This is a genomic window from Streptomyces sp. ALI-76-A, from assembly GCF_030287445.1.
GTDB lineage: Bacteria > Actinomycetota > Actinomycetes > Streptomycetales > Streptomycetaceae > Streptomyces.
On sequence record NZ_JASVWB010000002.1, the window covers coordinates 391,739 to 412,165 of the forward strand.

General features: G+C 69.4%; 20 protein-coding genes. 17 read left to right on the forward strand and 3 right to left on the reverse strand.

Features of this window, described 5'->3' with window-relative positions; translation table 11 throughout:
• Positions 1–43 precede the first annotated feature (43 nt).
• Genes QQS16_RS02400 through QQS16_RS02445 form a run of 10 tightly spaced genes read left to right on the forward strand, consistent with a single transcriptional unit; the run spans position 44 to position 10,903 of the window.
• Positions 44–1,150 (forward strand): ABC transporter substrate-binding protein, encoded by a 1,107-nt coding sequence (locus tag QQS16_RS02400; protein ID WP_286059934.1) that lies wholly within the window; start codon positions 44–46, stop codon positions 1,148–1,150.
• Complete coding sequence (locus QQS16_RS02405) at positions 1,143–2,288, forward strand: ABC transporter ATP-binding protein (protein WP_286059935.1); 1,146 nt, start codon at positions 1,143–1,145, stop codon at positions 2,286–2,288. Before QQS16_RS02400 ends, QQS16_RS02405 begins: the two co-directional genes overlap by 8 nt.
• Position 2,289: 1 nt before the next feature.
• Positions 2,290–3,222 (forward strand): ABC transporter permease, encoded by a 933-nt coding sequence (locus tag QQS16_RS02410; protein ID WP_286059937.1) that lies wholly within the window; start codon positions 2,290–2,292, stop codon positions 3,220–3,222.
• A complete protein-coding gene (locus QQS16_RS02415) occupies positions 3,219–4,085 on the forward strand; it encodes an ABC transporter permease (protein WP_286059939.1) in 867 nt (288 codons plus the stop codon). The genes QQS16_RS02410 and QQS16_RS02415 overlap by 4 nt, the downstream gene beginning before the upstream one ends.
• Positions 4,082–5,473 (forward strand): aminotransferase class III-fold pyridoxal phosphate-dependent enzyme, encoded by a 1,392-nt coding sequence (locus tag QQS16_RS02420; RefSeq protein WP_286059940.1) that lies wholly within the window; start codon positions 4,082–4,084, stop codon positions 5,471–5,473. The genes QQS16_RS02415 and QQS16_RS02420 overlap by 4 nt, the downstream gene beginning before the upstream one ends.
• A 23-nt stretch (positions 5,474–5,496) precedes the next feature.
• Positions 5,497–6,450, forward strand: coding sequence for a succinylglutamate desuccinylase/aspartoacylase family protein (locus QQS16_RS02425; RefSeq protein WP_286059941.1), 954 nt, complete (start codon positions 5,497–5,499; stop codon positions 6,448–6,450).
• Positions 6,447–7,907: an aldehyde dehydrogenase family protein gene (locus tag QQS16_RS02430; RefSeq protein WP_286059942.1), complete on the forward strand. Its 1,461-nt coding sequence runs from the start codon at positions 6,447–6,449 to the stop codon at positions 7,905–7,907. The genes QQS16_RS02425 and QQS16_RS02430 overlap by 4 nt, the downstream gene beginning before the upstream one ends.
• On the forward strand, positions 7,904–8,842 hold the full coding sequence (locus QQS16_RS02435; protein WP_286059944.1) for an aldo/keto reductase: 939 nt from the start codon (positions 7,904–7,906) through the stop codon (positions 8,840–8,842). Before QQS16_RS02430 ends, QQS16_RS02435 begins: the two co-directional genes overlap by 4 nt.
• Before the next feature lie 57 nt (positions 8,843–8,899).
• Entirely contained in the window at positions 8,900–9,571 is a 672-nt protein-coding gene (locus QQS16_RS02440; protein WP_286059946.1) for a haloacid dehalogenase type II, read from the forward strand.
• Positions 9,572–9,619: 48 nt separating this feature from the next.
• Entirely contained in the window at positions 9,620–10,903 is a 1,284-nt protein-coding gene (locus QQS16_RS02445; protein ID WP_286059948.1) for an NAD(P)/FAD-dependent oxidoreductase, read from the forward strand.
• A gap of 112 nt (positions 10,904–11,015) precedes the next feature.
• Here the strand turns inward: QQS16_RS02445 and QQS16_RS02450 are convergent, their stop codons facing one another.
• On the reverse strand, positions 11,016–11,894 hold the full coding sequence (locus tag QQS16_RS02450) for an alpha/beta fold hydrolase (RefSeq protein WP_286059949.1): 879 nt from the start codon (positions 11,892–11,894) through the stop codon (positions 11,016–11,018).
• Positions 11,895–12,370: 476 nt separating this feature from the next.
• Here QQS16_RS02450 and QQS16_RS02455 point away from each other — a divergent pair, with 476 nt between their 5' ends.
• Together QQS16_RS02455 and QQS16_RS02460 are read left to right on the forward strand one after the other, a co-directional pair.
• The gene (locus QQS16_RS02455; RefSeq protein ID WP_286059951.1) at positions 12,371–13,870 is read left to right on the forward strand and encodes an MFS transporter; all 1,500 of its coding nucleotides are present in this window, start codon (positions 12,371–12,373) and stop codon (positions 13,868–13,870) included.
• Between the two features lie 163 nt (positions 13,871–14,033).
• Entirely contained in the window at positions 14,034–14,606 is a 573-nt protein-coding gene (locus tag QQS16_RS02460) for a TetR/AcrR family transcriptional regulator (RefSeq protein ID WP_286059953.1), read from the forward strand.
• A 258-nt stretch (positions 14,607–14,864) separates the two neighbouring features.
• Here QQS16_RS02460 and QQS16_RS02465 read toward each other — a convergent pair whose 3' ends face one another.
• Positions 14,865–15,755, reverse strand: a complete 891-nt coding sequence (locus QQS16_RS02465) for an NAD(P)-dependent oxidoreductase (RefSeq protein WP_286059954.1) — start codon at positions 15,753–15,755, stop codon at positions 14,865–14,867.
• A gap of 227 nt (positions 15,756–15,982) precedes the next feature.
• Here QQS16_RS02465 and QQS16_RS02470 point away from each other — a divergent pair, with 227 nt between their 5' ends.
• The 4 genes from QQS16_RS02470 to QQS16_RS02485 all read left to right on the forward strand — a co-directional run bounded on the left by QQS16_RS02470 (position 15,983) and on the right by QQS16_RS02485 (position 17,718).
• Positions 15,983–16,318 carry a winged helix-turn-helix transcriptional regulator gene (locus tag QQS16_RS02470; RefSeq protein WP_502963747.1) on the forward strand — a complete coding sequence of 112 codons (336 nt, stop codon included), beginning with the start codon at positions 15,983–15,985 and terminating at the stop codon, positions 16,316–16,318.
• A 211-nt stretch (positions 16,319–16,529) separates the two neighbouring features.
• Positions 16,530–16,826, forward strand: a complete 297-nt coding sequence (locus QQS16_RS02475; protein WP_286059957.1) for a type II toxin -antitoxin system TacA 1-like antitoxin — start codon at positions 16,530–16,532, stop codon at positions 16,824–16,826.
• Positions 16,823–17,209, forward strand: a complete 387-nt coding sequence (locus tag QQS16_RS02480; protein ID WP_286059959.1) for a fic family toxin-antitoxin system, toxin component — start codon at positions 16,823–16,825, stop codon at positions 17,207–17,209. The genes QQS16_RS02475 and QQS16_RS02480 overlap by 4 nt, the downstream gene beginning before the upstream one ends.
• Before the next feature lie 242 nt (positions 17,210–17,451).
• Positions 17,452–17,718, forward strand: a complete 267-nt coding sequence (locus tag QQS16_RS02485) for an aldo/keto reductase (protein ID WP_286059960.1) — start codon at positions 17,452–17,454, stop codon at positions 17,716–17,718.
• Between the two features lie 1,028 nt (positions 17,719–18,746).
• Here QQS16_RS02485 and QQS16_RS02490 read toward each other — a convergent pair.
• Positions 18,747–19,280, reverse strand: a complete 534-nt coding sequence (locus tag QQS16_RS02490) for a 2'-5' RNA ligase family protein (RefSeq protein ID WP_286059961.1) — start codon at positions 19,278–19,280, stop codon at positions 18,747–18,749.
• Positions 19,281–19,554: 274 nt separating this feature from the next.
• On the opposite strand from QQS16_RS02490, the gene QQS16_RS02495 reads away from it, so the two are divergent.
• Positions 19,555–20,286, forward strand: a complete 732-nt coding sequence (locus tag QQS16_RS02495; protein ID WP_286066196.1) for a dienelactone hydrolase family protein — start codon at positions 19,555–19,557, stop codon at positions 20,284–20,286.
• The last annotated feature ends 141 nt before the right edge of the window (positions 20,287–20,427 follow it).

A 20,427-nucleotide genomic window follows, 5' to 3' on the forward strand; every position in this document is an offset into this window, starting at 1 on the left:
CCCGGCCCCCCCTTCCCAGCAGCACCACCCCAGGAGGCACACCATGAGAGACGCCCGGATAGACCGCCGGCTGTTCCTGCGCGGAGTCGGCGGAGTCACGGCGGGTCTCGCCGCCGCGTCCGCCCTGAGTGCCTGTGGCACCGGCAGCAGCCGCAGCGCGACCACCGGCAGCGGCAAGAGCTCCAAGACGCTCGTCGTGCGCAACAGCGGTGGCACGTACGGCGAGGCCAACCAGAAGGCGGTCTACGACGCGTTCACCAAGGAGACCGGCATCGAGATCAAGGTGGTGAACATCGCGTACGCCCAGCTGCTCGCCCAGATCAAGCAGGGCCGCCCGCAGTTCGACGTGATCGACACCTCGATGGCCGACGTGGTGCGCTTCAAGGACGAGGACGCGACCGAGGCACTCGACTACGACCGGTTGAAGAGCACCAAGAACGCGGGCATCGCCGAGTCCCTGATGATGTCCCATGGCATCGGCAAGAACTACTGGGCCAGCGTCATGGCGTACCGCACCGACGCGTTCGACGGCAAGAAGCCTGAAAGCTGGGCCGACTTCTGGGACACCAAGGCGTTCAAGGGGAGCCGCGCCCTCCAGGCCCGCGACGCCGATCTGCCCGAACTGGAGTTCGCCCTCCTGGCCGACGGCGTGCCCCTGGACAAGCTGTACCCCCTTGACGTGGAGCGCGCCTTCAAGTCCCTCGACAACATCAGGGGTTCCGTCCGCAAGTACTGGGACACCGGTGCCCTGCCCGGCGTCCTGCTGGGCCGCGAGGAGGTTGTCGCCACCAGCGTCTGGCACGGCCGTCTCGACGCCCTGATCAAGGGTGGCTCGCCGCTCGCGTACCAGTGGAACGGCGCCCGCCGGCAGAGCAACGGCTTCTGCATCCCCAAGGGGGCCGCGAACCTCGACGCCGCCTACCAGCTTGTCGACTTCGCGCTGCGTCCCGACATCCAGGCCGCCTACGCCGAGGTCTATCCGATGGCCCCGGTGGTGCCCGCCGCCTACAAGAAGCTCTCCCCGGCCGCCGCCGACAACCTGGCCAGCTCGCCCGAGCACCTGAAGTCCGGCTTCGACCTGGACGTCGAGTGGTGGATCAAGAACGAGGCGGCCGTGTCCAAGCGCTGGCAGGAGTGGGTCAATGCCTGAGCTGAACCTGAAGTCCCAGCACCAGTCGTCCCCGGTGGTCTCCCCGCCGGCTGGGACCGGCACCGGAAAACCCCTCACTGTCACGGACCTGCGCAAGACGTACAGCGGCGTGACCGCTGTCGACACGGTCTCCATGGAGATCGCGGGCGGCGAGTTCGTCACCTTCCTGGGGTCCTCCGGCTCCGGCAAGACCACCACCCTGATGATGATCGCCGGGTTCTGCGAGCCCGACTCCGGCAGCATCGTCGTCGGCGGCCGTGACGTGACCCGCCTCGCGCCGCAGAAGCGCGGCCTCGGCTTCGTCTTCCAGCAGTACCTGCTGTTCCCGCACATGACGGTCTGGGAGAACGTCGCCTTCCCGCTCCAACTGCGGGGCGTGCCGAAGGCGGAGCTGCGCCGCCGGGTGGGGGAGACCCTGGAGATCGCCGGACTCTCCGCCCTGGCCCGCCGCCGGCCCCGCGAGCTGTCCGGTGGCCAGCAACAGCGTGTCGCGCTGTGCCGGGCGCTGGTCTACCGGCCGCCGGTGATCCTCATGGACGAGCCGCTCGGCGCCCTGGACAAGAAGCTGCGCGACCAGTTGCAGACCGAGATCAAGCGCATCCAGCAAGAACTCGGCCTGACCGTCATCTATGTGACGCACGACCAGGAGGAGGCGCTGGTCCTGTCCGACCGGATCGCGGTGATGCGGGACGGGCGGATCGACCAGTTCGACACCCCGCGTGAGCTCTTCGAGCGCCCGCGTACCCCGTTCGTCGCCGACTTCCTCGGCGCGGCCAACTTCCTGCCCGGCACAGTCCAGCAGCAGACCTCCGAGCGCACCGTCGTGAAGCTCGACACGGGAGGCCTGCTCGAGGCCCGCCCGCAGTCGGGAGTGGAGGGAGCACGGGTACGGGCCGCGGTGCAGCCCGGCCGGCTCCGGCTGTGCACGCCGGGCGACGGGTTCTGTACCGGGACCGTCGAGACGGTCACCTATGTCGGCACCCTCGTCCGCGTCACCGTCCGCCCCGCGGGCGACGCCGACACCGGCCTGGTACGGCTGGAACTCCCGGCCGGACAGGCCCCGGTCATCGGCGAACAGGTCAGCCTGACCGCCCACCCCGACGACGTCAGCGTGTTCGCGGTGGAAGGAGACGGGTGACATGGCCGGATCCGTTCTCGCCCCCGCGCCTCCCGCCACGGGCCCCAAGGCCCCCGCGGCCCCCGCGGGGCGGTTGCGCCGCGCGCTGTCCGAGCGCAGAACCCGCTTCGGGCTGTTCAACGCCGCCCCCGTGGTCATCTATCTGCTGGTGCTGTTCGTCTACCCGATCTTCAGCACCCTGCTCCTCAGCCTCAAGGGCGAGGACGGCGGCTGGACTCTGCACTGGTACGCGAACGCCCTCCATGGGTCCAACCTGCAGGTCCTTTTCACCACCCTGCGGATCTCCGCCGAGACTTCGCTGTTCAGCCTCGTCATCGGATTCCTGCTGGCTGCCGCCGTCTCCCGGCTCAAGCCGCTGTGGGCAGGCCTGGTGATGATCATCGTCATCGTGCCGCACTTCATCAGTGCCTTGGTCCGCACCTACGGCTGGATCATCCTGCTCGGTGAACACGGCGTCATCAACAACGCCCTGACGGATCTGGACGTCCCGGGTGCTCCGTTCCAGATGCTCTACAACGAACTCGGCGTGGTCATCGGCACCACCTCGGTGATGCTGCCCTACACCGTGCTGCTGCTGTACGCGGTGATGCGCGGCATCGATCGCAGGCTGCCGGCCGCCGCGGCCAGCATGGGCGCGGGCAGGCTGACGATCTTCCGCCGGGTCTACCTCCCGATGGTCGCTCCCGGCCTGGTCAACGCGGGCATCCTGTGCTTCATCCTCTGCCTCGGCTACTACCTGACCCCCGCCCTCATGGGTGGTCCGAAGCAGACCATGGTCGCCTCGCTCATCAGTGAGCAGGTGATGAAGCAGAACCAGTGGAACGGCGCTGCCGCGCTCGGCATCATCCTGCTGCTCCTCACCTTCGGAGGTCTGCTCCTGCTGCGGCTGATCAAGGCCATGAGCGAAGCCGCGAAGAACCGAGGTATCTCATGATCGCGCTGCGCTCGACACTGGCCGGACGGATCTTCCTGACCGTCGCCTCCACGGTGATCCTGCTGTTCCTCGCCCTGCCGATCGTCCTCATCGTCGTCACCTCCTTCGGCAAGGACGCCTTCGGCGCCTTCCCGCCGGACTCCTGGACGCTGGGCTGGTACAAGGTGCTGTTCGCCGACGGCAGCAAGTGGCCGGCCGCGCTGTCGCTGAGCGCCCTGATCGCCTCACTGACCACCGTGTTCTCGCTCCTCCTGGGCATCACTGCGGCCACGGCACTGGTCCGTAGCAACCTGCCGCTGCGCTCGGCGGTGTACGGACTGGTCCTCGCCCCGCTGGTGATCCCCCAAGTGGTCATCGCCCTCGGCCTGTTCCTGCTCTTCGAGCCGGCCGCCATGCTCGGCAGTCCGATCGCCATCGCCCTCGGCCACACCGTGCTCGCCTCACCGATCGCCGTGATGATCCTCATGGCCACACTGAAGGGCATCGACGAACGGCTGGAGGACGCGGCGGCCAGCATGGGCGCGAACCGGCTCACCGTCGCCCGGCGCATCACGCTCCCCCTGGCGATGCCCGGCATGATCGCCGCCGCGATCTTCTCCTTCATCACCAGCTTCGACGAGTTCTTCATCTCGCAGTTCCTGTCCTCGGTGGACACCACGACCCTGCCCGTCCAGGTGTTCAACGTCCTCCAGTTCGATGTCGACCCGTCCGTGACGGCCATCAGCGCGGTGCTCATCGCGATCGCCGTCCTGGCCCTCGTCCTGGTCGCCGCCGTGCGCCGACTCGGCGGTGGCGGAAAGCAGGACGGTCTGCTGCCGACGGAGCCCGCGGTGGGCCTGTCCACCGGGAGTGAGACCTCATGACCACCAGCACCCGCACCCCGGCCGGTGAACTGTCCGCCACCGCGGCCAGACACCTGCTGCTCAACATGACCCCCAACGGCTCGCTCGGCCCGGAAGGTGAGAACCTCCTCGTCATCCGGCGGGGCGAGGGCCCGTACGTCGACGACGCCGACGGCAGGCGCTACATCGACGGCCTGTCCGGGCTGTACTGCTGCCAGCTCGGCTACTCCTACGGCCCCGAGTTCGCCGAGGCGGCCCAGAAGCAACTGCGCGAGCTGTGCTACAGCCCGCTGTGGACCTCCTCCGCGCACCCGACGGCGATCGAACTCGCCGAGCGGCTGTCCCGGATCGCCCCCGTGGACATCGAGCACACCTTTTTCTCCAGCGGCGGCGCCGAAGCCGTCGAGACCGCCTGGAAGATCGCCCGCCGCTACCACGCGCTGCGCGGCGAACCGGGCCGCACCAAGGCCATCTCTCGGCGCGGCGCCTACCACGGCCTGACCATCGGCACCCTGTCGCTCACCGACGACCCCGGCCTGACTGAGCCGTACGGCCCGCCGGCGATCGACACCCGGTTCGTGGCCAACACCAACCGCTTCGGTCTCGCACCGGAATACGCGGACGACGACCTGTACACGGCCCGGCTGCTCGCCGAGCTGGAGGACGCGATCCTGGCCGAGGGCCCGGAGACCGTCGCCATGCTCATCGCAGAGCCGGTGCAGAACCGGGGCGGCTGCATCACCCCGCCCCAGGGTTACTGGCAAGGTCTGCGGGCGCTGGCCGACCGGTACGGCTTCCTGCTCGTCGCCGACGAGGTGATCACGGCCTTCGGCCGGGTCGGGGAGTGGTTCGGCGGGGACCGCTACGGCGCCCGCCCGGACATGGTCACCGTCGCCAAGGGCATCACCGCCGGTTACGCCCCCATGGGGGCAACCCTGGTCAGCAATCGCGTCGTCGAGGTCATCAACCGGCCCGGCGTGGTCCTCAACCACGGCTACACCTTCGGCGGGCACCCGCTGAGCGCGGCCATCGCCCTGCGCAACCTGGAGATCATGGAGCGGGACCGGATCCTGGAGAACGTCCGTGACCTCCAGGACCACCTGGCGGGCCGGATGACATCGCTCGCGGACCTGCCGATCGTCGGCGACGTCCGGGGCGCCGGGTTCTTCTACGCCTGCGAACTCGTCGGCGACCACGAGGACGGCGGCTTCGGCGACACCGCCCGCGCCGACCTGATCGTCGACCTGATCCCGCGCCGGCTGCGTGAGGCCGGCCTCCTCGCCCGCGTCTACAACCGGTCCGCGCCACTGGTCCAGATCGCGCCCCCGCTGATCAGCGACCGGGCCCTTCTCGACCGTATCGCCGACATCCTCGCGGAGACCCTCGCCGAGGCGTCCGCCCGCATCTGATCCATGTTTCGGAAAGGAACGACATGTACTCCATCGGTCCACTGACCGTCGCCCCCGGCGAGCGCGCCCAAGGCCTCATCCCGGTCGGCACCAGCAGCTACGGTGTGGAACTCGGCATCCCACTGATCGTCGTCAACGGCGCCCAGGACGGCCCGGTCCTGTGTGTGGACGCCGGCGTGCACGGCGACGAGTACGACGGCCAGGAGGCCGTCCGCCGCGTGGTCGCCGAGATCGACCCGGCCACCCTGCGCGGCACGCTCGTCGCCATCCCCTGCATGAACACCCCGGCCTTCGAGGCGGCGGCCCGCACCAGCGGCCTGGACCACCTCAACCTCAACCGCATCTTCCCCGGTGACGCGGACGGCTCGTACTCGCTGCGCCTGGCCGCCACCTTCGTCGAACAGGTCGTCCCCGCCATCGACGCCCTGGTCGACCTGCACACCGGCGGCACGTTCGGTGAGATCGCCCCGCTGGTCATCCTTCAGGGCGGCTACGAGGAACTGGCGACGGACATGGCCCTCGCGGCCGGGCACGAGCTGGTCTGGAAGGGCGGCAAGTGGGGCGGCACAGTGCGCCACCCCACCCTCGCGGCCGGCAAGCCCGCCATCACCATCGAGGTCGGCGGCGGCACCTACCGCGAGGAGAACGTCGCCCTGCACATGCACTCCATCCGCAACATCCTCCGGCAACTCGGCATGATCGACGGTGCGGCGGAGCTGCGGGACACCTACACCACTGTCTCCGGCACTTTCGCCCGCTCCGACGCCGGCGGCTTCTTCGTCGGCCACGCCGAGCCGGGGGACACCTGCAAGGAAGGCGACCTGATCGCCCACATCGTCGACCACTACGGCAACACGCTGGAGGAGGTCCGCGCCCCGCAGGACGGCATCGTGCTCTGGGTCCGCCGGATCCGTACCGTGCGCCCCGGCGACGAAGTCGTCATCTTCGGCGAGGTGCAGGGGGAGATCCGGCCATGACCGGCGAACTGCGGTTGACCGAGCTGCTGATCGACGGCAAGCAGGTGCCCGCCGCCGACGGACGCTCCTTCACGGTCCTCGACCCGTCCGACGGTACGGTCATCACCCATGTCGCGCTGGCCGGCAAGGCGGACGTGGACCAGGCGGTCGCGGCGGCACGCTCGGCCCTCACCTCTCCCGAATGGGCCCGCATGCGGGCCGCCGACCGGGGCCGCATCCTCTACCGGATCGCGGAGGCCATCCGCTACCAGGGCGAGCGGCTGGCCCGCCTGGAGAGCCAGGACGTCGGCAAGCCGCTCCGCCAGGCGAAGGCCGACGTCGAGGCCGCCGCCCGCTACTTCGAGTTCTACGCGGGCGTCGCCGACAAGCTCGGCGGCACGACGATCCCTCTCGGGCCCGGCCTGATCGACTACACCGTGCGCGAGCCGATCGGTGTGTCCGGCCAGATCATCCCGTTCAACTACCCGCTGCAGAACACCGCGAGGGGCTCCGCCCCGGCGCTGGCGGCAGGGTGCACGGTCGTGCTCAAGCCGTCGCCGGAGGCGCCGCTCAGCCCGCTGGAGATCGGCAGAATCGCCCTGGAGTGCGGTCTCCCGCCGGGCGTTCTCAACGTCGTCCCCGGTGACGGCGAGACCGGCGCGGCCCTCGCCGGGCACCCGGACATCGACCAGGTCACTTTCACCGGCTCGGTGCCGACCGGCATCAAGGTCGCCCAGGCCGCCGCCGCCAACGTGGTGCCGTCCGTCACCGAGCTGGGCGGCAAATCCCCGGTCGTCGTCTTCGCCGACGCCGACTTCGACCTGGCGCTGACCGCGGTCGCGGCCTCGGCCTTCGGCAACGCCGGCCAGACCTGCTCGGCCGGCACCCGGCTGCTGCTCCAGCGCGGCGCCGAGGAGTTCCTCGACAAGCTGGTCGCGTACGCCGCCTCGCTGCGCATCGGCCCGGGTCTCACCGACCCGGACATCGGCCCGCTCGTCGTCGGCAGGCAGCGCGACCGGGTGCTGGGCTACCTGGACCTGGCCCGCGAGGAGGGCGCCGTGGCACGGGCCGGCGGCGGTGCGCCGTCCGACCCGGCCCTGGCCGACGGCTACTACGTCGAGCCGACCGTCCTCACCGGCCTGAGCAACGACGCCCGGTGCGCCCGCGAGGAGATCTTCGGCCCCGTCGTCACCGTCATCGAGTTCGACGACGCCGACGAGGCCCTGGACATCGCCAACGACAGCCCGTACGGCCTCGCGTCTTACGTCTGGACCCGTGACATCGACAAAGCGATGCGGCTCGCCGAGGGCATCCGGGCCGGCCAGGTCTACGTCAACGCCACCGGCGTCGGCACCGGCGTCGAACTCCCCTTCGGTGGCTACAAGCACAGCGGCTGGGGCCGGGAGAAGGGCCTAGCGGCCCTCGACAGCTACACGCAGACCAAGAACGTCTGCATCGGATTCGGAAGCCGGTCATGAGATACCGCACGCTCGGCGAGCGCGGTCCGGTTGTCTCAGTGGTCGGCGTCGGCGGCAACAACTTCGGCGCACGTCTGGACGAGGAGGGCACGAAGGCCGTCGTCCACGCGGCCCTCGACGCCGGGATCACTCTGTTCGACACGGCCGACATGTACGGCGGCTTCGGCGAACAGGGCGGCTCGCGCGGCGACGGCGAACGCCTTCTCGGCGCTGCCCTCAAGGGACGCCGGGACGAGGTCGTCCTGGCGACCAAGTTCGGTATGGAGATGGGGCCGGAGGCGGACCTCCACGGCCGGCGCGGTGCCCGCTCCTACATCCGGTACGCCGTCGAGGCGTCCCTGCGCCGGCTCGGCACCGACCGGATCGACCTGTACCAGTACCACGAGCCGGACGGCGTCACCCCGCTGGAGGAGACCGTCGCCGCGCTCCGTGAACTGGTCGACGAGGGCAAGATCGGTCACATCGGCTGCTCCAACCTCCCACCCGAGCAGCTCACCGGCGCCTTCGTGTCGACCCAGGCCCGTTACCACCTGCTCGACCGCGGCGTGGAGCGGGACCTGATCCCGGCCTGTCTGCACAGCGGCGTGGGCCTGCTGCCGTACTACCCGCTGGCCAACGGCCTGCTCAGCGGAAAGTACCGGCGCGGTGAGCAGCCCCCGGCCGGCAGCCGGCTGTCCTGGCGGCAGGGCTGGCTCACCGACGCGGCCCTCGACAAGGTTGAGGCGCTCTCCGGCTACGGCGCCGAACGAGGACTCACCCTCCTGGAGGTCGCCGTGGGCGCACTGGCCGCGCTCCCCGCCGTCGGCTCCGTCATCTGCGGCGCCATGACCCCCGAACAGGTCACCGCCAACGCGGCGGCGGCCGAATGGATCCCCGACCCGGCCGACCTGGCCGCACTCGACGCGATCGTCACCCCCGGCGAACGCGTCGTCTGAAGCCCCCCACCCTGCCCCCTGGAAATCCGGAAACCCGCGAGACTGAGGCTGAACACCATGCGAGAGATCGTCACCTTCGACGCCTATGGAACCCTGGTCGACTTCCAGCTCGGCCCCACCACCCTGAAGATCCTTGCCGACTCCGGCCGGCTGGACCTGGACAACCTGGACGTCGACGAGTTCCTCGACGACTTCCGCGTCATGCGCTTCCAGGCCGTCCTGGAGGCCTACCGTCCGTACCACGAGATCCTGCACTCCAGCCTGCGCAACGCCATGCGCCTGCACGGCCTGGAGTACCGGGACTCCGACGGTGACGCCCTCGTCGATGCCGTCCCCACCTTCGGTCCCTTCCCGGAGGTCCCGGACGCGCTGCGCGCCCTGAAGACCAAGTACGAGATCGCCATCATCTCCAACACCGACGACAACCTGATCGCGCGGAACGTCGAGAACATCGGCGTCGAGTTCGACCACGTCATCACCGCCCAGCAGGCGGGCGCCTACAAGCCGGACCGCCAGACCTTCGAGCACGCCTTCAAGACCATGGGCGTCGAGCCGTCCCAGGTCATCCACACCGCCCAGGGCTGGGAGTACGACCACATCCCGACCCGCGACCTCGGCCTGAAGCGCCGGGTGTGGATCAACCGCTACGGCCGCCCCGGCAGCGCCGACTACCAGCCGTACGACGAGCTGCCCGACCTGTCGGGCCTGCCGAAGCTGCTCGGCTGCTGACCGACGGCGCACCGGCGAAACAGACCGAGAACACAGAGGACGCACGCCATGAAGCAGATCCCCTACTGGCTGGACACAGCCCCCGCCTTCCCCGACCGTTCCGGAAAGGACCTGCCCGACGAGGCGGACGTGGTGGTGATCGGCGGCGGTCTCACCGGCCTGTCCACCGCCTACCACGCTGCCCGTAAGGGCGCCCGGGTCGTCCTGGTGGAGAAGGACAAGGTGGGCTCGGGCGCCTCCGGGCGCAACGGCAGCATGTGCACCCAGGGCATCACCATCAGCCCCGCCGAGGCGCGCAAGCGCTACGGGCAGGAGCGGGCCCGTGAGTTGTACGACGCCTTCCGCGACGCGGTCGACGTCGTCGAGAGGCTCACCCACACCGAGAACATCGACTGCGACTTCCACCGCTCCGGGCGCCTGGGCGCGGTCTGCAAGCCCGGGCACTTCGATGGCCTGCGGGCCACGCAGCGCGACCTGGCCGACAACTTCGGACACGAGACGATCGTCCTGAGCAAGAGCGAACTGCGGACCGAGCTCGGCACGGACTACTACCACGGTGCGCTGCTCGACCCGCTCAGCGCGGGCCTGCACGTGGGCAAGTTCGTCGGCGGCCTGGCAGACGCCGCCGAGCGTGCCGGCGCCGAGATCCACGAGCGCAACGCGGCCACCGGCCTCACCCGCCTCCCCGGCGGCGGCTTCCTGGTGGAGACCATGAACGGCACCATCCGTGCCAAGCAGGTCATGGCGGCGACCGACGCCTACACCGACAGGTCGATGCCGTGGTTCCGCAAGCGGCTGATCAACGTCGGCAGCTTCATCATCGTCACCGAGCCGCTGGAGGAGGCGCGCGCCAAGGAGCTCATCCCGAACGGCCGCCTGCTGGTCGCCCACAAGAACGTCGGCCACTACGTCCGCCTCACCCCGGACAACCGCCTCGCCTTCGGCGGCCGGGCCCGCTTCGCCCCGTCCAACCCGGCCTCCGACGTCAAGAGCGGCGGCATCCTCAAGAGGGAGATGACGGAGATCTTCCCGCAGCTGGCCGGGACCCGGATCGACTACGTCTGGGGCGGCATGGTCGGCTTCTCCTGGGACCGCATCCCGCACGCGGGTGAGGTCAACGGCCTGTACTACTCCATGGGTTACTGCGGCCACGGCGTCCAGATGGCCACGTACATGGGCCGGGCCGTGGCCGAGATGATGGACGGCAAGCCGGAGGCCAACCCGCTGCGCGGCTTCGGCTTCCCGAAGGTGCCCGTCCCCTTCTACAACGGCACGCCCTGGTTCCTGCCGTTCGGCGGTGCCTACTACAAGGCGAAGGACCGGCTGCTCTGAGTCGGTGCCGACGGCGTCGAAGCCGCGGGGACTTCCCGAGCAGCGGGCCTGGGAGTCCCCGCGGCATTCCGCTCTCGCGGCCCGTTGCCCGACCTCACTGGCGTCCGGATCGTCAGGCCACCGCGTTCAACAGGTCAGCCAGCACGTCGGGCCTTTCCAGAGCGATGAAGTGTCCGGCCTTGGGGATCTGTGTGAAGTCGGCGGCCGGCAGCAACTGCCTGTTGGCCTCTCGGTCCGAGGGGCGGGACCAGTCCTTCTCCCCGTAGACGAGGTGGACGGGGGCCTTGACGTCGGGGTAGCTCGAGCGGGCGGCGATGAGGCTGGGCAGGTTCTGGTACACGCCCCGGGCGACGGCCGGGTATCCGGGACGCTTGCCCACCCGGAGGAGCTCGTCCACGTAGTCCTCCGGCAGCGCGCTCTTGTCGCCGAGGCCGCCCTGCAGGATCCTGCGGAGGGCGGCCTTGGGCTCCACTCCGGCGATCACCGGGCCCGCTCCTGGAGTGAGGACACCGCCGACCACTACGCGGGCCAGGAGTCCGGACCGGGCGATTCCGCCGCGGAAGTCGTAGGTGTTCACCGCGACGACGCGCCGGACCCGCTCCGGCAGGTCGGCCGCAGTGGTCAGGGCGAGCACCGCCCCCATGGACTCCCCCACCAACGTCACGTCATGGAGGTCGAGTTCGGTGAGGAGCCGCTCGACGCCCGCGCGCATGGCCGGCTCGTCGTATGACGCACCGGGCACGATCTCGGAGTAGCCCATCCCCGGCAGGTCCAGGGCGTACACGGTGTACCGGTCCGCGATCAACGGGATGAGGAGGCGGAAGTGCTCTGCCTGCGTGCGCACGGTGTGCAGCAGGACCAGAGGTGCGCCGCTGCCCGCCTTGAGGTAGCGCAGAGTTCCCTCGCGGCCGCGATGTCCAGTGAGCGGGGCGATGGTGTGGCTGGTGGCTCCTGGAATACGGATGGTGGGCCGTGTCTCCTGGGTGGGCATGTCGCGGACTCCTTCACGCCCGGCCCAGGAGGCGTGGCTGCCCCTGAATGTGGAACCGGTCGTTCTGCGCAACGGTAAACCGATCGGTTTCCGGGCGCAAGCGGGGGCCACACGCCGGCACTCGCCGGGCCGGTCCGCCAGGGGCGCCACCGCGCCCGACTCTCGGAACCATCAAGCCGCACGCCGAGAGGTCAGGACGATCGCCCCGAACCGTCGTGGACCACCTGCCGTTCGCCCGGATCCGCGCACTCCGTGTCGAAACCGGAGCGCCCCTTCGTCTGCACGCCGCACACCCCGATCACCGCGGGCGGCGAGCGCCCGGCGGTATCGCGTCACGGCCAGGCGGCCGACGGGTCGCGGCCCGGGGGCGCGCGGACCAGCGGTTGACTTGCACCGAGGAAACCGATCTGTTTCCCTGGGTGGAAACAGATCGGTTTCCTGTCGGCGGCCGGTCTGACCATCGATGAGGGGCAGCAATGACTACCACGTTCGATCACGGGGCACCTTCCCCCGGGAAAACAGACTCGGGCCGCCGCGGCTCACATGCCGTGCGCTGGTGGGTACTTGTCGTGCTCGGCGTGGCACAGCTCATGGTCACCCTCGATGCGACCGTTGTGAATATCGCGCTGCCCGCGGCTCAGCACGACCTCGGTTTCAGTGACGCCAACCGGCAGTGGGTCGTCACGGGCTACGCCCTGGCCTTCGGCAGCCTGCTGCTGCTCGGTGGCCGCCTCGGCGACCTGTTCGGCCGACGCACCACCTTCGTGACCGGCCTGATCGGTTTCGCGGGCGCGTCCGTCGTCGGCGGTGCGGCCACCAGCTTCGACATGCTCGTCGCGGCACGTGTGGCTCAGGGCCTCTTCGCAGCACTGCTCGCGCCCGCGGCGCTCTCGCTGCTCAGCGTGACCTTCACTCAGCGGTCCGAAAGGGCGAAGGCCTTCGGCATCTTCAGTGCGTTGTCCGGCGCGGGCGCCGCGGTCGGACTGCTGCTCGGCGGCATGCTCACCGAATGGGCGTCATGGCGTTGGGTGATGTACGTGAACGTCATCTTCGCGGGCGTCGCGCTGGTCGGTGCGCTGCTGTGGCTGGCCAGGCCTGCGGCCGCCGAGCGACCCAAGCTCGACATTCCGGGCAGCATCGTGGTGAGCGCCGCGCTGTTCGGCATCGTGTACGGGTTCGCGCACGTCGAATCCACCAGTTGGACCGATCCGGTCGCCCTGGGTTCCATGATCGGCGGCTTGGTGCTGGTCGCGGTATTCGCATGGATGGAGCTCAGGGTCGCGCATCCGCTGCTGCCGCTGCGAGTCGTGCTGGACCGGACCCGGGGTGGTTCGTTCCTGGCCGTGTTCGTCATGGGGATGGGGATGTTCTCGATCTTTCTGTTCCTGACCTATTACCTGGAGGCCAGCATCGGCTACTCGCCGATCGAGGCCGGTCTGTCCTTCCTGCCCATGGTCGGGGGCATCGTCGCCGCATCGACCACGGTGCCCGCGCTGCTGCTGCCCAAGGTCGGCCCGAAGGTCGTGATCAGCGTCAGCTTCCTGGTCGCGGCATCCGGTATGGCCTTGCTGACCCAGCTCACGCTGGACAGCGCCTACGTCGCCAACATCATGCCGGGCATGATCCTGCTGGGCCTCGGCCTCGGCGGGGCGATGACCACGGCGTTCCAGGGTGCGACCTCAGGACTGCACCACGAGGACGCGGGCGTCGCCTCGGCGCTGATCAACACCGGCCAGCAGGTGGGCGGCTCGATCAGCACGGCGCTGCTGACCACCGTCGCCTCGTCGGCCGCGACCGACTACCTGTCCTCGCACAAGCCCGGCACGCTGACCGTGGCGCAGGCCGGGGTCGAGAGCTACACGGCCACGCTGGCGTGGGGCGCCGGGATCTTCGTGGTCGGAGCGGCACTCACGGCGCTCCTGATGCCGAACACGACGTTGGCTCCGTCGGAGGGCGAGCCCGTCATCGCCCACTGAGGCACGCACAGTTCGCACGGCTCGGCGACGGCGACCCTGGAGCCGTCGCCCAGCCGCCCCTGGCCCCCAGACACCCTCTCCGTCGCGCGGCCCGTGCCAGCAGGCGCGAACGGGCAGAAACCGATCGGTTTCCATTTTGCCGGGATCGAGTTACCCTCACCGTATGAGCACTGAAGTGAAAGCAGCCAGCTCCCGAGAGCGGCTACTGGAGGCGGCGGCCACGCTCACCTACCGAGACGGCGTCGGCATCGGCATCGACGCGCTGTGCAAGGCGGCGGGGGTGTCCAAGCGCTCCATGTACCAGCTGTTCGAGAGCAAGGACGAACTGCTGGCAGCGAGCCTGGAGGAACGCGCTTCCGCCTTCATCACGACACTCCTGCCCGAGGCCGACGACGGCCGCTCGGCCCGCGCGCGGACCCTGCACGTCTTCGAGCAGGTGGAACAGCAGGCGGGGGCACCCGAGTTCCGAGGATGCCGGTACCTGGCCGTGCAGATCGAACTGAAGGACCAGAGCCATCCGGCGAGCCGGGTGGCCCACCGGATCAAGGGAAACCTGACGGCGTTCTTCCGCGCCGAGGCCGAACGGGGCGGAGCTGCCGATCCCGACCTGCTGGCCCGGCAGCTCAGCGTGGTCTTCGACGGCGCCAGCGCCCGCGCGGGGATCGGAGCCGACAGCCTCACCGGCCTCATCGTCCCCACGGTGGCCACCCTGCTCGACGCGGCAGGCGTACGCTGACAAACCGCCGGCAGGGCAGAACGCGTTCATACGTCCCGAGGGGGCGGATGCTCCACGCCCCGCCGTGCAGGGCGGCACCGAGGCAGATGCGGACGTGGGCGGATCCGCAGCCGACCAGGGGATCCGGTCGCTGCCGCCGCATCGCCACACAGCACACCGCGCTCCAGCGCAGCGTCGTGTGCCGGGACCGCGGCCTGTGAGCGATCCGGGTGGCTGAGTGATTGATCCCCTTCCCTCACAATGGTGCGCGGTCCCCGGTCAGGCGGTCGGCGCCGGGTTCTTGAGTATCTCTGTCAGGGCGGAGATGCTGTGGTCGCCGTAGCCGGCCTCCACGGCTCGCTTCAGCAAGTCGTGGAAGGGCTTGTGCCACTCCATGTCGAGGTTCGCTTCCCTGCCGAGTTCCTCGTCATGCGCGGCTCCAGCCAGGAACAGACTCACCGAGGACGCGGGCCTGCTGTAGTCGCCACGGTCGATCTCCTCTGCGAAGACCGGCAGCACCGAGTTGATCATCTCGAACCACTTGATGCTGAACCGCACCATTGAGGCCACCTCAAGTCCACGCGCCTGCACCGCTGCCGCACCCTGGAAGAAGCCGACGAGCGCAGGCAGCAGGGTGCCACCCACCGCCATCTCGTACAGGGCAGCGAGATCGGCGTCGGCACCGAGATATACGGTGTCACCGCCCAACACCCGCAGCGTCGACGCGAACTCGTCGAAGACGGTGTTGTCGCCGCCGTAATACAGGAGGGTGTCCTCAGCTCCGACGGCGGACGGCACGTTCTTGATCGCCCCGCCGAGGTAACGCGCGCCGTGCCCGAGCGCCCATTCGGCCATCTGACGGGCACCGGCCGGCGAACCGCTGTTCAGGCTCACCAGGGCCCGCCCCTCCAGCGTGGCAGTGGCCGGTTCCAGGGCCTCGATGGTGCTCTCGTATGTGGTCAGACAGGCGATGATCAGCGGACTCGCCGCGACCGCCTCGTCCACCGTCTGCGCGTGAACAGCGCCCTTGGACACGAGCGGCAGGGCCTTGGATGCTGTCCTGTTCCAGACGGTGGTCCGGTGTCCGGCGTCAATGAATGCCTCAGCCAACGCGCTGCCCATCGAGCCCAACCCGATGACGGTCACGGGAGTGCGGTGGTGCCCGGTCATACGTTTGCTCCTGCCTGATGCCGATGCATGTGAAGCGTGAAGTAGGTCGAACAGCCGGCATCGCACGGCACTTGCTGCCCTCTCGGTGCGACGCCTGATCCATGCTGCGGCAGCACCAACACTTCGACAAGTACCTACAATTCTGTTTGGTACCCACAGTTTTGTTAGGGGGATTGCCGGTGCGGAAGCGGAGTTATACCTGCGGCCTGGACGCTGCCATCGACGTCATGGGAGGAAAGTGGAAGGGATTGATCCTGTTCTGGCTCGGCGAGGGGCCGCTGCGCTTCGGCGAGTTACGCCGAACGGTGGCCGGCATCAGTGAGCGGATGCTGATCCTGCATCTGCGAGAGTTGGAGGCCAGTGGCCTGGTGCACCGCGAGGTCCATCACCAGGTGCCGCCGAAGGTGGAGTACTCACTGACCGGATTCGGCCACTCGCTCCTTACCGCTCTCACTCCCCTCGGCCAGTGGGGCGAGGACCACATGGAGCGTCTCGAAGCCCTGCGTGAGCCGGGCACCCGGGAAGACAGCCGAGATCACCACGGCGACGCCCCGGCCCCCTGACTCCCGAGAGCCTCGACGTCGGACATCTCCAGGTCGGCGCACATGACGCCTCGCGAGAAGGACCGGTGACGAGCGGAACCGTCCCGTGACAGACGGGCTGGAGGCTGCCGGGCCGGCCGATCGCCCCGCCGACGGCGAGCACACGCTTCGTCCGTCACGGCGGAAAGTCCCGCGCTGACGTCTGAGTGGTATCGCTGGTACCGTGGGTACCATGTCGGATCCCAAAGCGATGAATCTGCGCTTCCCCGATCCCGCGCAGCGGGCGGCCATCGCGGCGGCCGCCAAGCAAGCGGGGGTCAGCATGCAGGAGTACATCCTCTCGGCCGCCTACGACCGGGCGACCGCGGTGGAGCAGCGGTTCCTGGAGGGCTTCAAGGCCTCCATGGCCCGCAGCGGCGCGGCCTTCGCAGCCGAGCCCAGCGGCATCGACGTCAGCGCTGAGCAGCGGGCGATCGAGCAGGAGGCGCTGCGGGAGCTTGAGCAGAAAGAGCGGGGCCACGCCGCGTGAGCGAGCAGGAACCCCTCCACCCCCTCGACGTCACGTTCCTGCTGCACGCCGCCGAGCTGCTCGAAGGTGATCCACAGGTCGACGACTTCGGGCCGCTGTATGCGGCCGTCGCCCGGGTCAACGCCCGAGCGATGGAACGGGACATCTACGGATCGCTGCACCTCAAGGCCGCCGCCCTGCTGCACACCCTGGCGAAGCTGCCGTGCCTGGAACACTCGAACGAGTCCTTCGCCTGGCACACGACCGAGGCCTACCTCGCCCTCAACGCACACGCCCTCGACTACCCGCCCAAGGCAGCCGTCGCGCTCGTACGTGACACGGCTGCGGGAGCGCTCGGCGTCGCCCGGATCGCTCGGCAATTGCGCGATTGGACTACCCCCTGACCCCGACGAACTGCTCGCCTGCGGCAGGCGGCCTGGTCGGAATCAACGTCGGCCACGCGCGATGACGGACCGTCGCCCGCTGGGCACCGGACCCGTTCAGCGCGAGGCCCGTCTCGAAGGGTCCTCGGGCAGAGGCAGCAGGAGCGGAGCTTCGGGGGCGAAGTCCTGGCTGAGGGTGTCGATCCGCATCCCGATCCGTCGAGCAGGTCGTAGCCGGTCACTGCCTCAGTCAGGGACAGCCGGTGGCCCTCGTCGAGCACATCGCGACACTCGCGCAGGCCAAGGAGGCCACCCCGGGGCAGGTCGCGCTCGCCTGGCTGCTCGCGCGGCATCCGACGATCGTTCCGATTCCCGGAACGCGGCGCATCGCGCGCATCGAGGAGAACACCGGCGCCACGGAACTGCCGCTGTCCGCCGACGAACTGTCGGACCTCAACGAACTGGCCGGCCGGGTCGGGGTGCAGGGGGACCGCTACAACGAACACCACATGTCGCTGGTCGACAAGTAGCAGCGTTCGCAGACATGTCCGAGAGCAGCGAGCCGCACACCAGCGGACCGATGAAGGTAGTGATCGGGCCGGACGCGGGTGGGGCGGCTCCCTCTTGTGGGAAGCCACCCCACGCGTACGGACGGTCAGGCGTTCGGCTCAGGGGCGCCATCCGGCTCGGCATCGGACCTGCGGTCCTCCTGAGTACGGCGGCGGATCGCGATCCCATGGGCGAACGAGGCGATGGCTGCCATCCCTGCGAGAAGACTCCCGATCGCGGACACCGTGGCCGTGGTGTCCGGCCCCTCGGACCCATCGCGGCCGAACACCAGGACTGTCTGGGTGACCACGGGTAGAGCGCGGCGTCTGTCCGGGCTGATCGGCTCCAACGTGACGTACCGCGGAGGAGTGGTGACCCCGGGGTCACCGGTGGAACCTTCGTCTGTTGGCCCCCAGCTCACCCGCGGAGGGCCGGACGGCATGATGCTGATCCGGTCAGTGGGCCACGGCCGGGGGACGTTGATCGACGGGCCCGACGGGGGTGAACCCATCCTGCTGTTGACCGTCACGGTGACACCCAGCAGCGCAGCGCTACTCACGAACAAGGTGAAGCCAAGGACAAACCAGAGCGCGGGTCGCATCTCTGACGTGTGCTTTCCAACCATGCATCCCCCTCGACCGAAAGCTATTGGCCGAGAGCGAAGCCGTGAGCTGGTTCTCAGAAGCTTCAGCCCTTCGAGTGCACGGAGGTCGGGAAGACGACGGTCAGCTACGAATGACCGTCCTGTGCCGAAGCAGGCAATGGGTATCTGGCGCAGCCTTCACGCGTCCCAGCCCGCCCGGGCGGCAGCCGGGGCGGCCGACCCACCGGGGATTCGAACCAGTAGGAACGGCCGGGTGCGTGGCGGGCAACTGTCGTAGGCGCCCTCCGGTTCCCGGGTGTCGTCGGGCGGACCCACCACCGCACGGGCGGTCAGCTTGCGGGCCGGTTCCTTCGGCCAGCGCACCTCGACTCCGGCGCCGGAGAGCGCTCGCGTGCCGACGGCGTCTCAGGGGCGGGGCTCCAGCACCTCCAGGGCGCCGGTCTGGGTGTCGTAGCTGCGCAGAGTGGTGAGCCAGGCCGACAGCGGCGGCGCCGGCAGCAGTTCGGGGACCCGCCGGTCAGCGAAGGCACCGGCCCGCCGGGTCCGGCCCAGGGTGATGTGCGGGCTCCAGCCCCCGGGTTGGTGCAGGGGATTGAGGGCCTCGGCTCGGCTGTCCGAGGCCACCGCCTCCCACACCCGGCGGTGCAGACCGGCCAACGCGGGGTCGAGGTCCAGCGCCCAGGCCAACACCGAGGTGGGCCGCTCGAAACGGACCAGGCCGGTGAACCGCACCGGCAGCGGCAGGACCGCGGCCACCTCGGCGAGCTCCCAGCGAATCGGCGCGGTCAACTCCGGGCAGGCAACCAGGGTGAGGTGCGGGCTGTTGGTCGGTGAGCGGTGGCGCGCCTGACTGGGCAGCCCCGCGTCCGCGAGCCGCCGCCAGGCATCCCGAACCACCAGCTCTGCCGCCTCATCCAACAGGAGCTCGACCGTGCGCACCGCCGCAGCCTACCGGCGATCGTTCTGCGGATCCGCCGTCGTCCGGGCCGTCAGACGGGGAGGGAACAGGACGGGCCCTGCGGTCGCTCGCCAAGTCCAAGCCGGCGAGCACAACCTGCCATTCTCGACATGGAGTCCGGTCAAGCCGGCCGCCTTCCTGGTCGCCGAGGGGTGTCGACGGCATCAGCAACGAGGGACTGCGCATCCTGCTCCGCGAGGAGCGCATCACACTGGAGAGCGCCCGCAGCAGGCATCGCGAAAGGCCCGAAACGCTATGCGCCTCACCTCTGAGACGTCCTTCGACGGCGTTCTTGAAGAGCTCTTCCTCCTCGGCGACATCCCTGGCGTGCTATGGACTCCTGATGGTGCCGACGGGCCCCGCCCCCTGATCGCGATGGGCCACGGCGGCGGTCAGAACAAGAAAGCCCCTGGCATCGTGGAGCGTGCGCGCCGTTTCGTGGCCGAGTGCGGTTTCGCCGTGGTGGCGGTCGATGCGCCCAGCCACGGTGACCGGCCGGAACACGAGGAGTTCACCCGGATCGCGACCGAGTACGAGGCCCGGCTTGACGCCGGTGAGGGGCTGGCCCCGCTGATCGCCGACTTCGAGGCACTCGTTGTCCGCCAGATCGTGCCGGAATGGCAGACAGTACTCGACGCGGTCCAGAAGCTCGGTCATGTCGGCATGGGCCCAGTTGGCTACTGGGGTCTGTCGCTGGGCTGCGTGATCGGTGTCCCGCTCATTGCCGCCGAGTCCCGGGTCCGGGCGGCGGTGCTGGGCCTGGGCGGTGCTGAGGTGTCAGCCGAGACCGCCGCGCGGATCACCGTCCCGGTGGAGTTCCTCGTGCAGTGGGACGATGAGCGAGTGCCACGGACCCAGAGCCTGGCACTGTTCGACGCCTTCGCCTCGACCGAGAAGACGCTGCACGCCAACCCCGGCAAGCACGGTGAGGTCCCGGCATTCGAGGCAGACAGCACGCTGCGATTCTTCACCCGGCACCTTGCCTGATACCGCCGCCCGTACTTCCTGACGCGCCGACGGGATACTCCCGATGGAACGTGCAGCGCGCACTGGCCAGAGTGGCCGACACCGTCAGGATCGGAGGCCCGCCGGCCGCCCCGCCCGCAGCCCCGGACAGGTCCTCAACCG

Coding starts and splice junctions, on each gene's coding strand:
- QQS16_RS02470 (WP_502963747.1), top strand. CDS start 15,983: ATGGGAGGAAAGTGGAAGGGATTGATCCTGTTCTGGCTCGGCGAGGGG.
- QQS16_RS02435 (WP_286059944.1), top strand. CDS start 7,904: ATGAGATACCGCACGCTCGGCGAGCGCGGTCCGGTTGTCTCAGTGGTC.
- QQS16_RS02415 (WP_286059939.1), top strand. CDS start 3,219: ATGATCGCGCTGCGCTCGACACTGGCCGGACGGATCTTCCTGACCGTC.
- QQS16_RS02400 (WP_286059934.1), top strand. CDS start 44: ATGAGAGACGCCCGGATAGACCGCCGGCTGTTCCTGCGCGGAGTCGGC.
- QQS16_RS02475 (WP_286059957.1), top strand. CDS start 16,530: ATGTCGGATCCCAAAGCGATGAATCTGCGCTTCCCCGATCCCGCGCAG.
- QQS16_RS02410 (WP_286059937.1), top strand. CDS start 2,290: ATGGCCGGATCCGTTCTCGCCCCCGCGCCTCCCGCCACGGGCCCCAAG.
- QQS16_RS02460 (WP_286059953.1), top strand. CDS start 14,034: ATGAGCACTGAAGTGAAAGCAGCCAGCTCCCGAGAGCGGCTACTGGAG.
- QQS16_RS02405 (WP_286059935.1), top strand. CDS start 1,143: ATGCCTGAGCTGAACCTGAAGTCCCAGCACCAGTCGTCCCCGGTGGTC.
- QQS16_RS02440 (WP_286059946.1), top strand. CDS start 8,900: ATGCGAGAGATCGTCACCTTCGACGCCTATGGAACCCTGGTCGACTTC.
- QQS16_RS02425 (WP_286059941.1), top strand. CDS start 5,497: ATGTACTCCATCGGTCCACTGACCGTCGCCCCCGGCGAGCGCGCCCAA.
- QQS16_RS02465 (WP_286059954.1), bottom strand. CDS start 15,755: ATGACCGGGCACCACCGCACTCCCGTGACCGTCATCGGGTTGGGCTCG.
- QQS16_RS02495 (WP_286066196.1), top strand. CDS start 19,555: ATGCGCCTCACCTCTGAGACGTCCTTCGACGGCGTTCTTGAAGAGCTC.
- QQS16_RS02430 (WP_286059942.1), top strand. CDS start 6,447: ATGACCGGCGAACTGCGGTTGACCGAGCTGCTGATCGACGGCAAGCAG.
- QQS16_RS02420 (WP_286059940.1), top strand. CDS start 4,082: ATGACCACCAGCACCCGCACCCCGGCCGGTGAACTGTCCGCCACCGCG.
- QQS16_RS02445 (WP_286059948.1), top strand. CDS start 9,620: ATGAAGCAGATCCCCTACTGGCTGGACACAGCCCCCGCCTTCCCCGAC.
- QQS16_RS02450 (WP_286059949.1), bottom strand. CDS start 11,894: ATGCCCACCCAGGAGACACGGCCCACCATCCGTATTCCAGGAGCCACC.
- QQS16_RS02455 (WP_286059951.1), top strand. CDS start 12,371: ATGACTACCACGTTCGATCACGGGGCACCTTCCCCCGGGAAAACAGAC.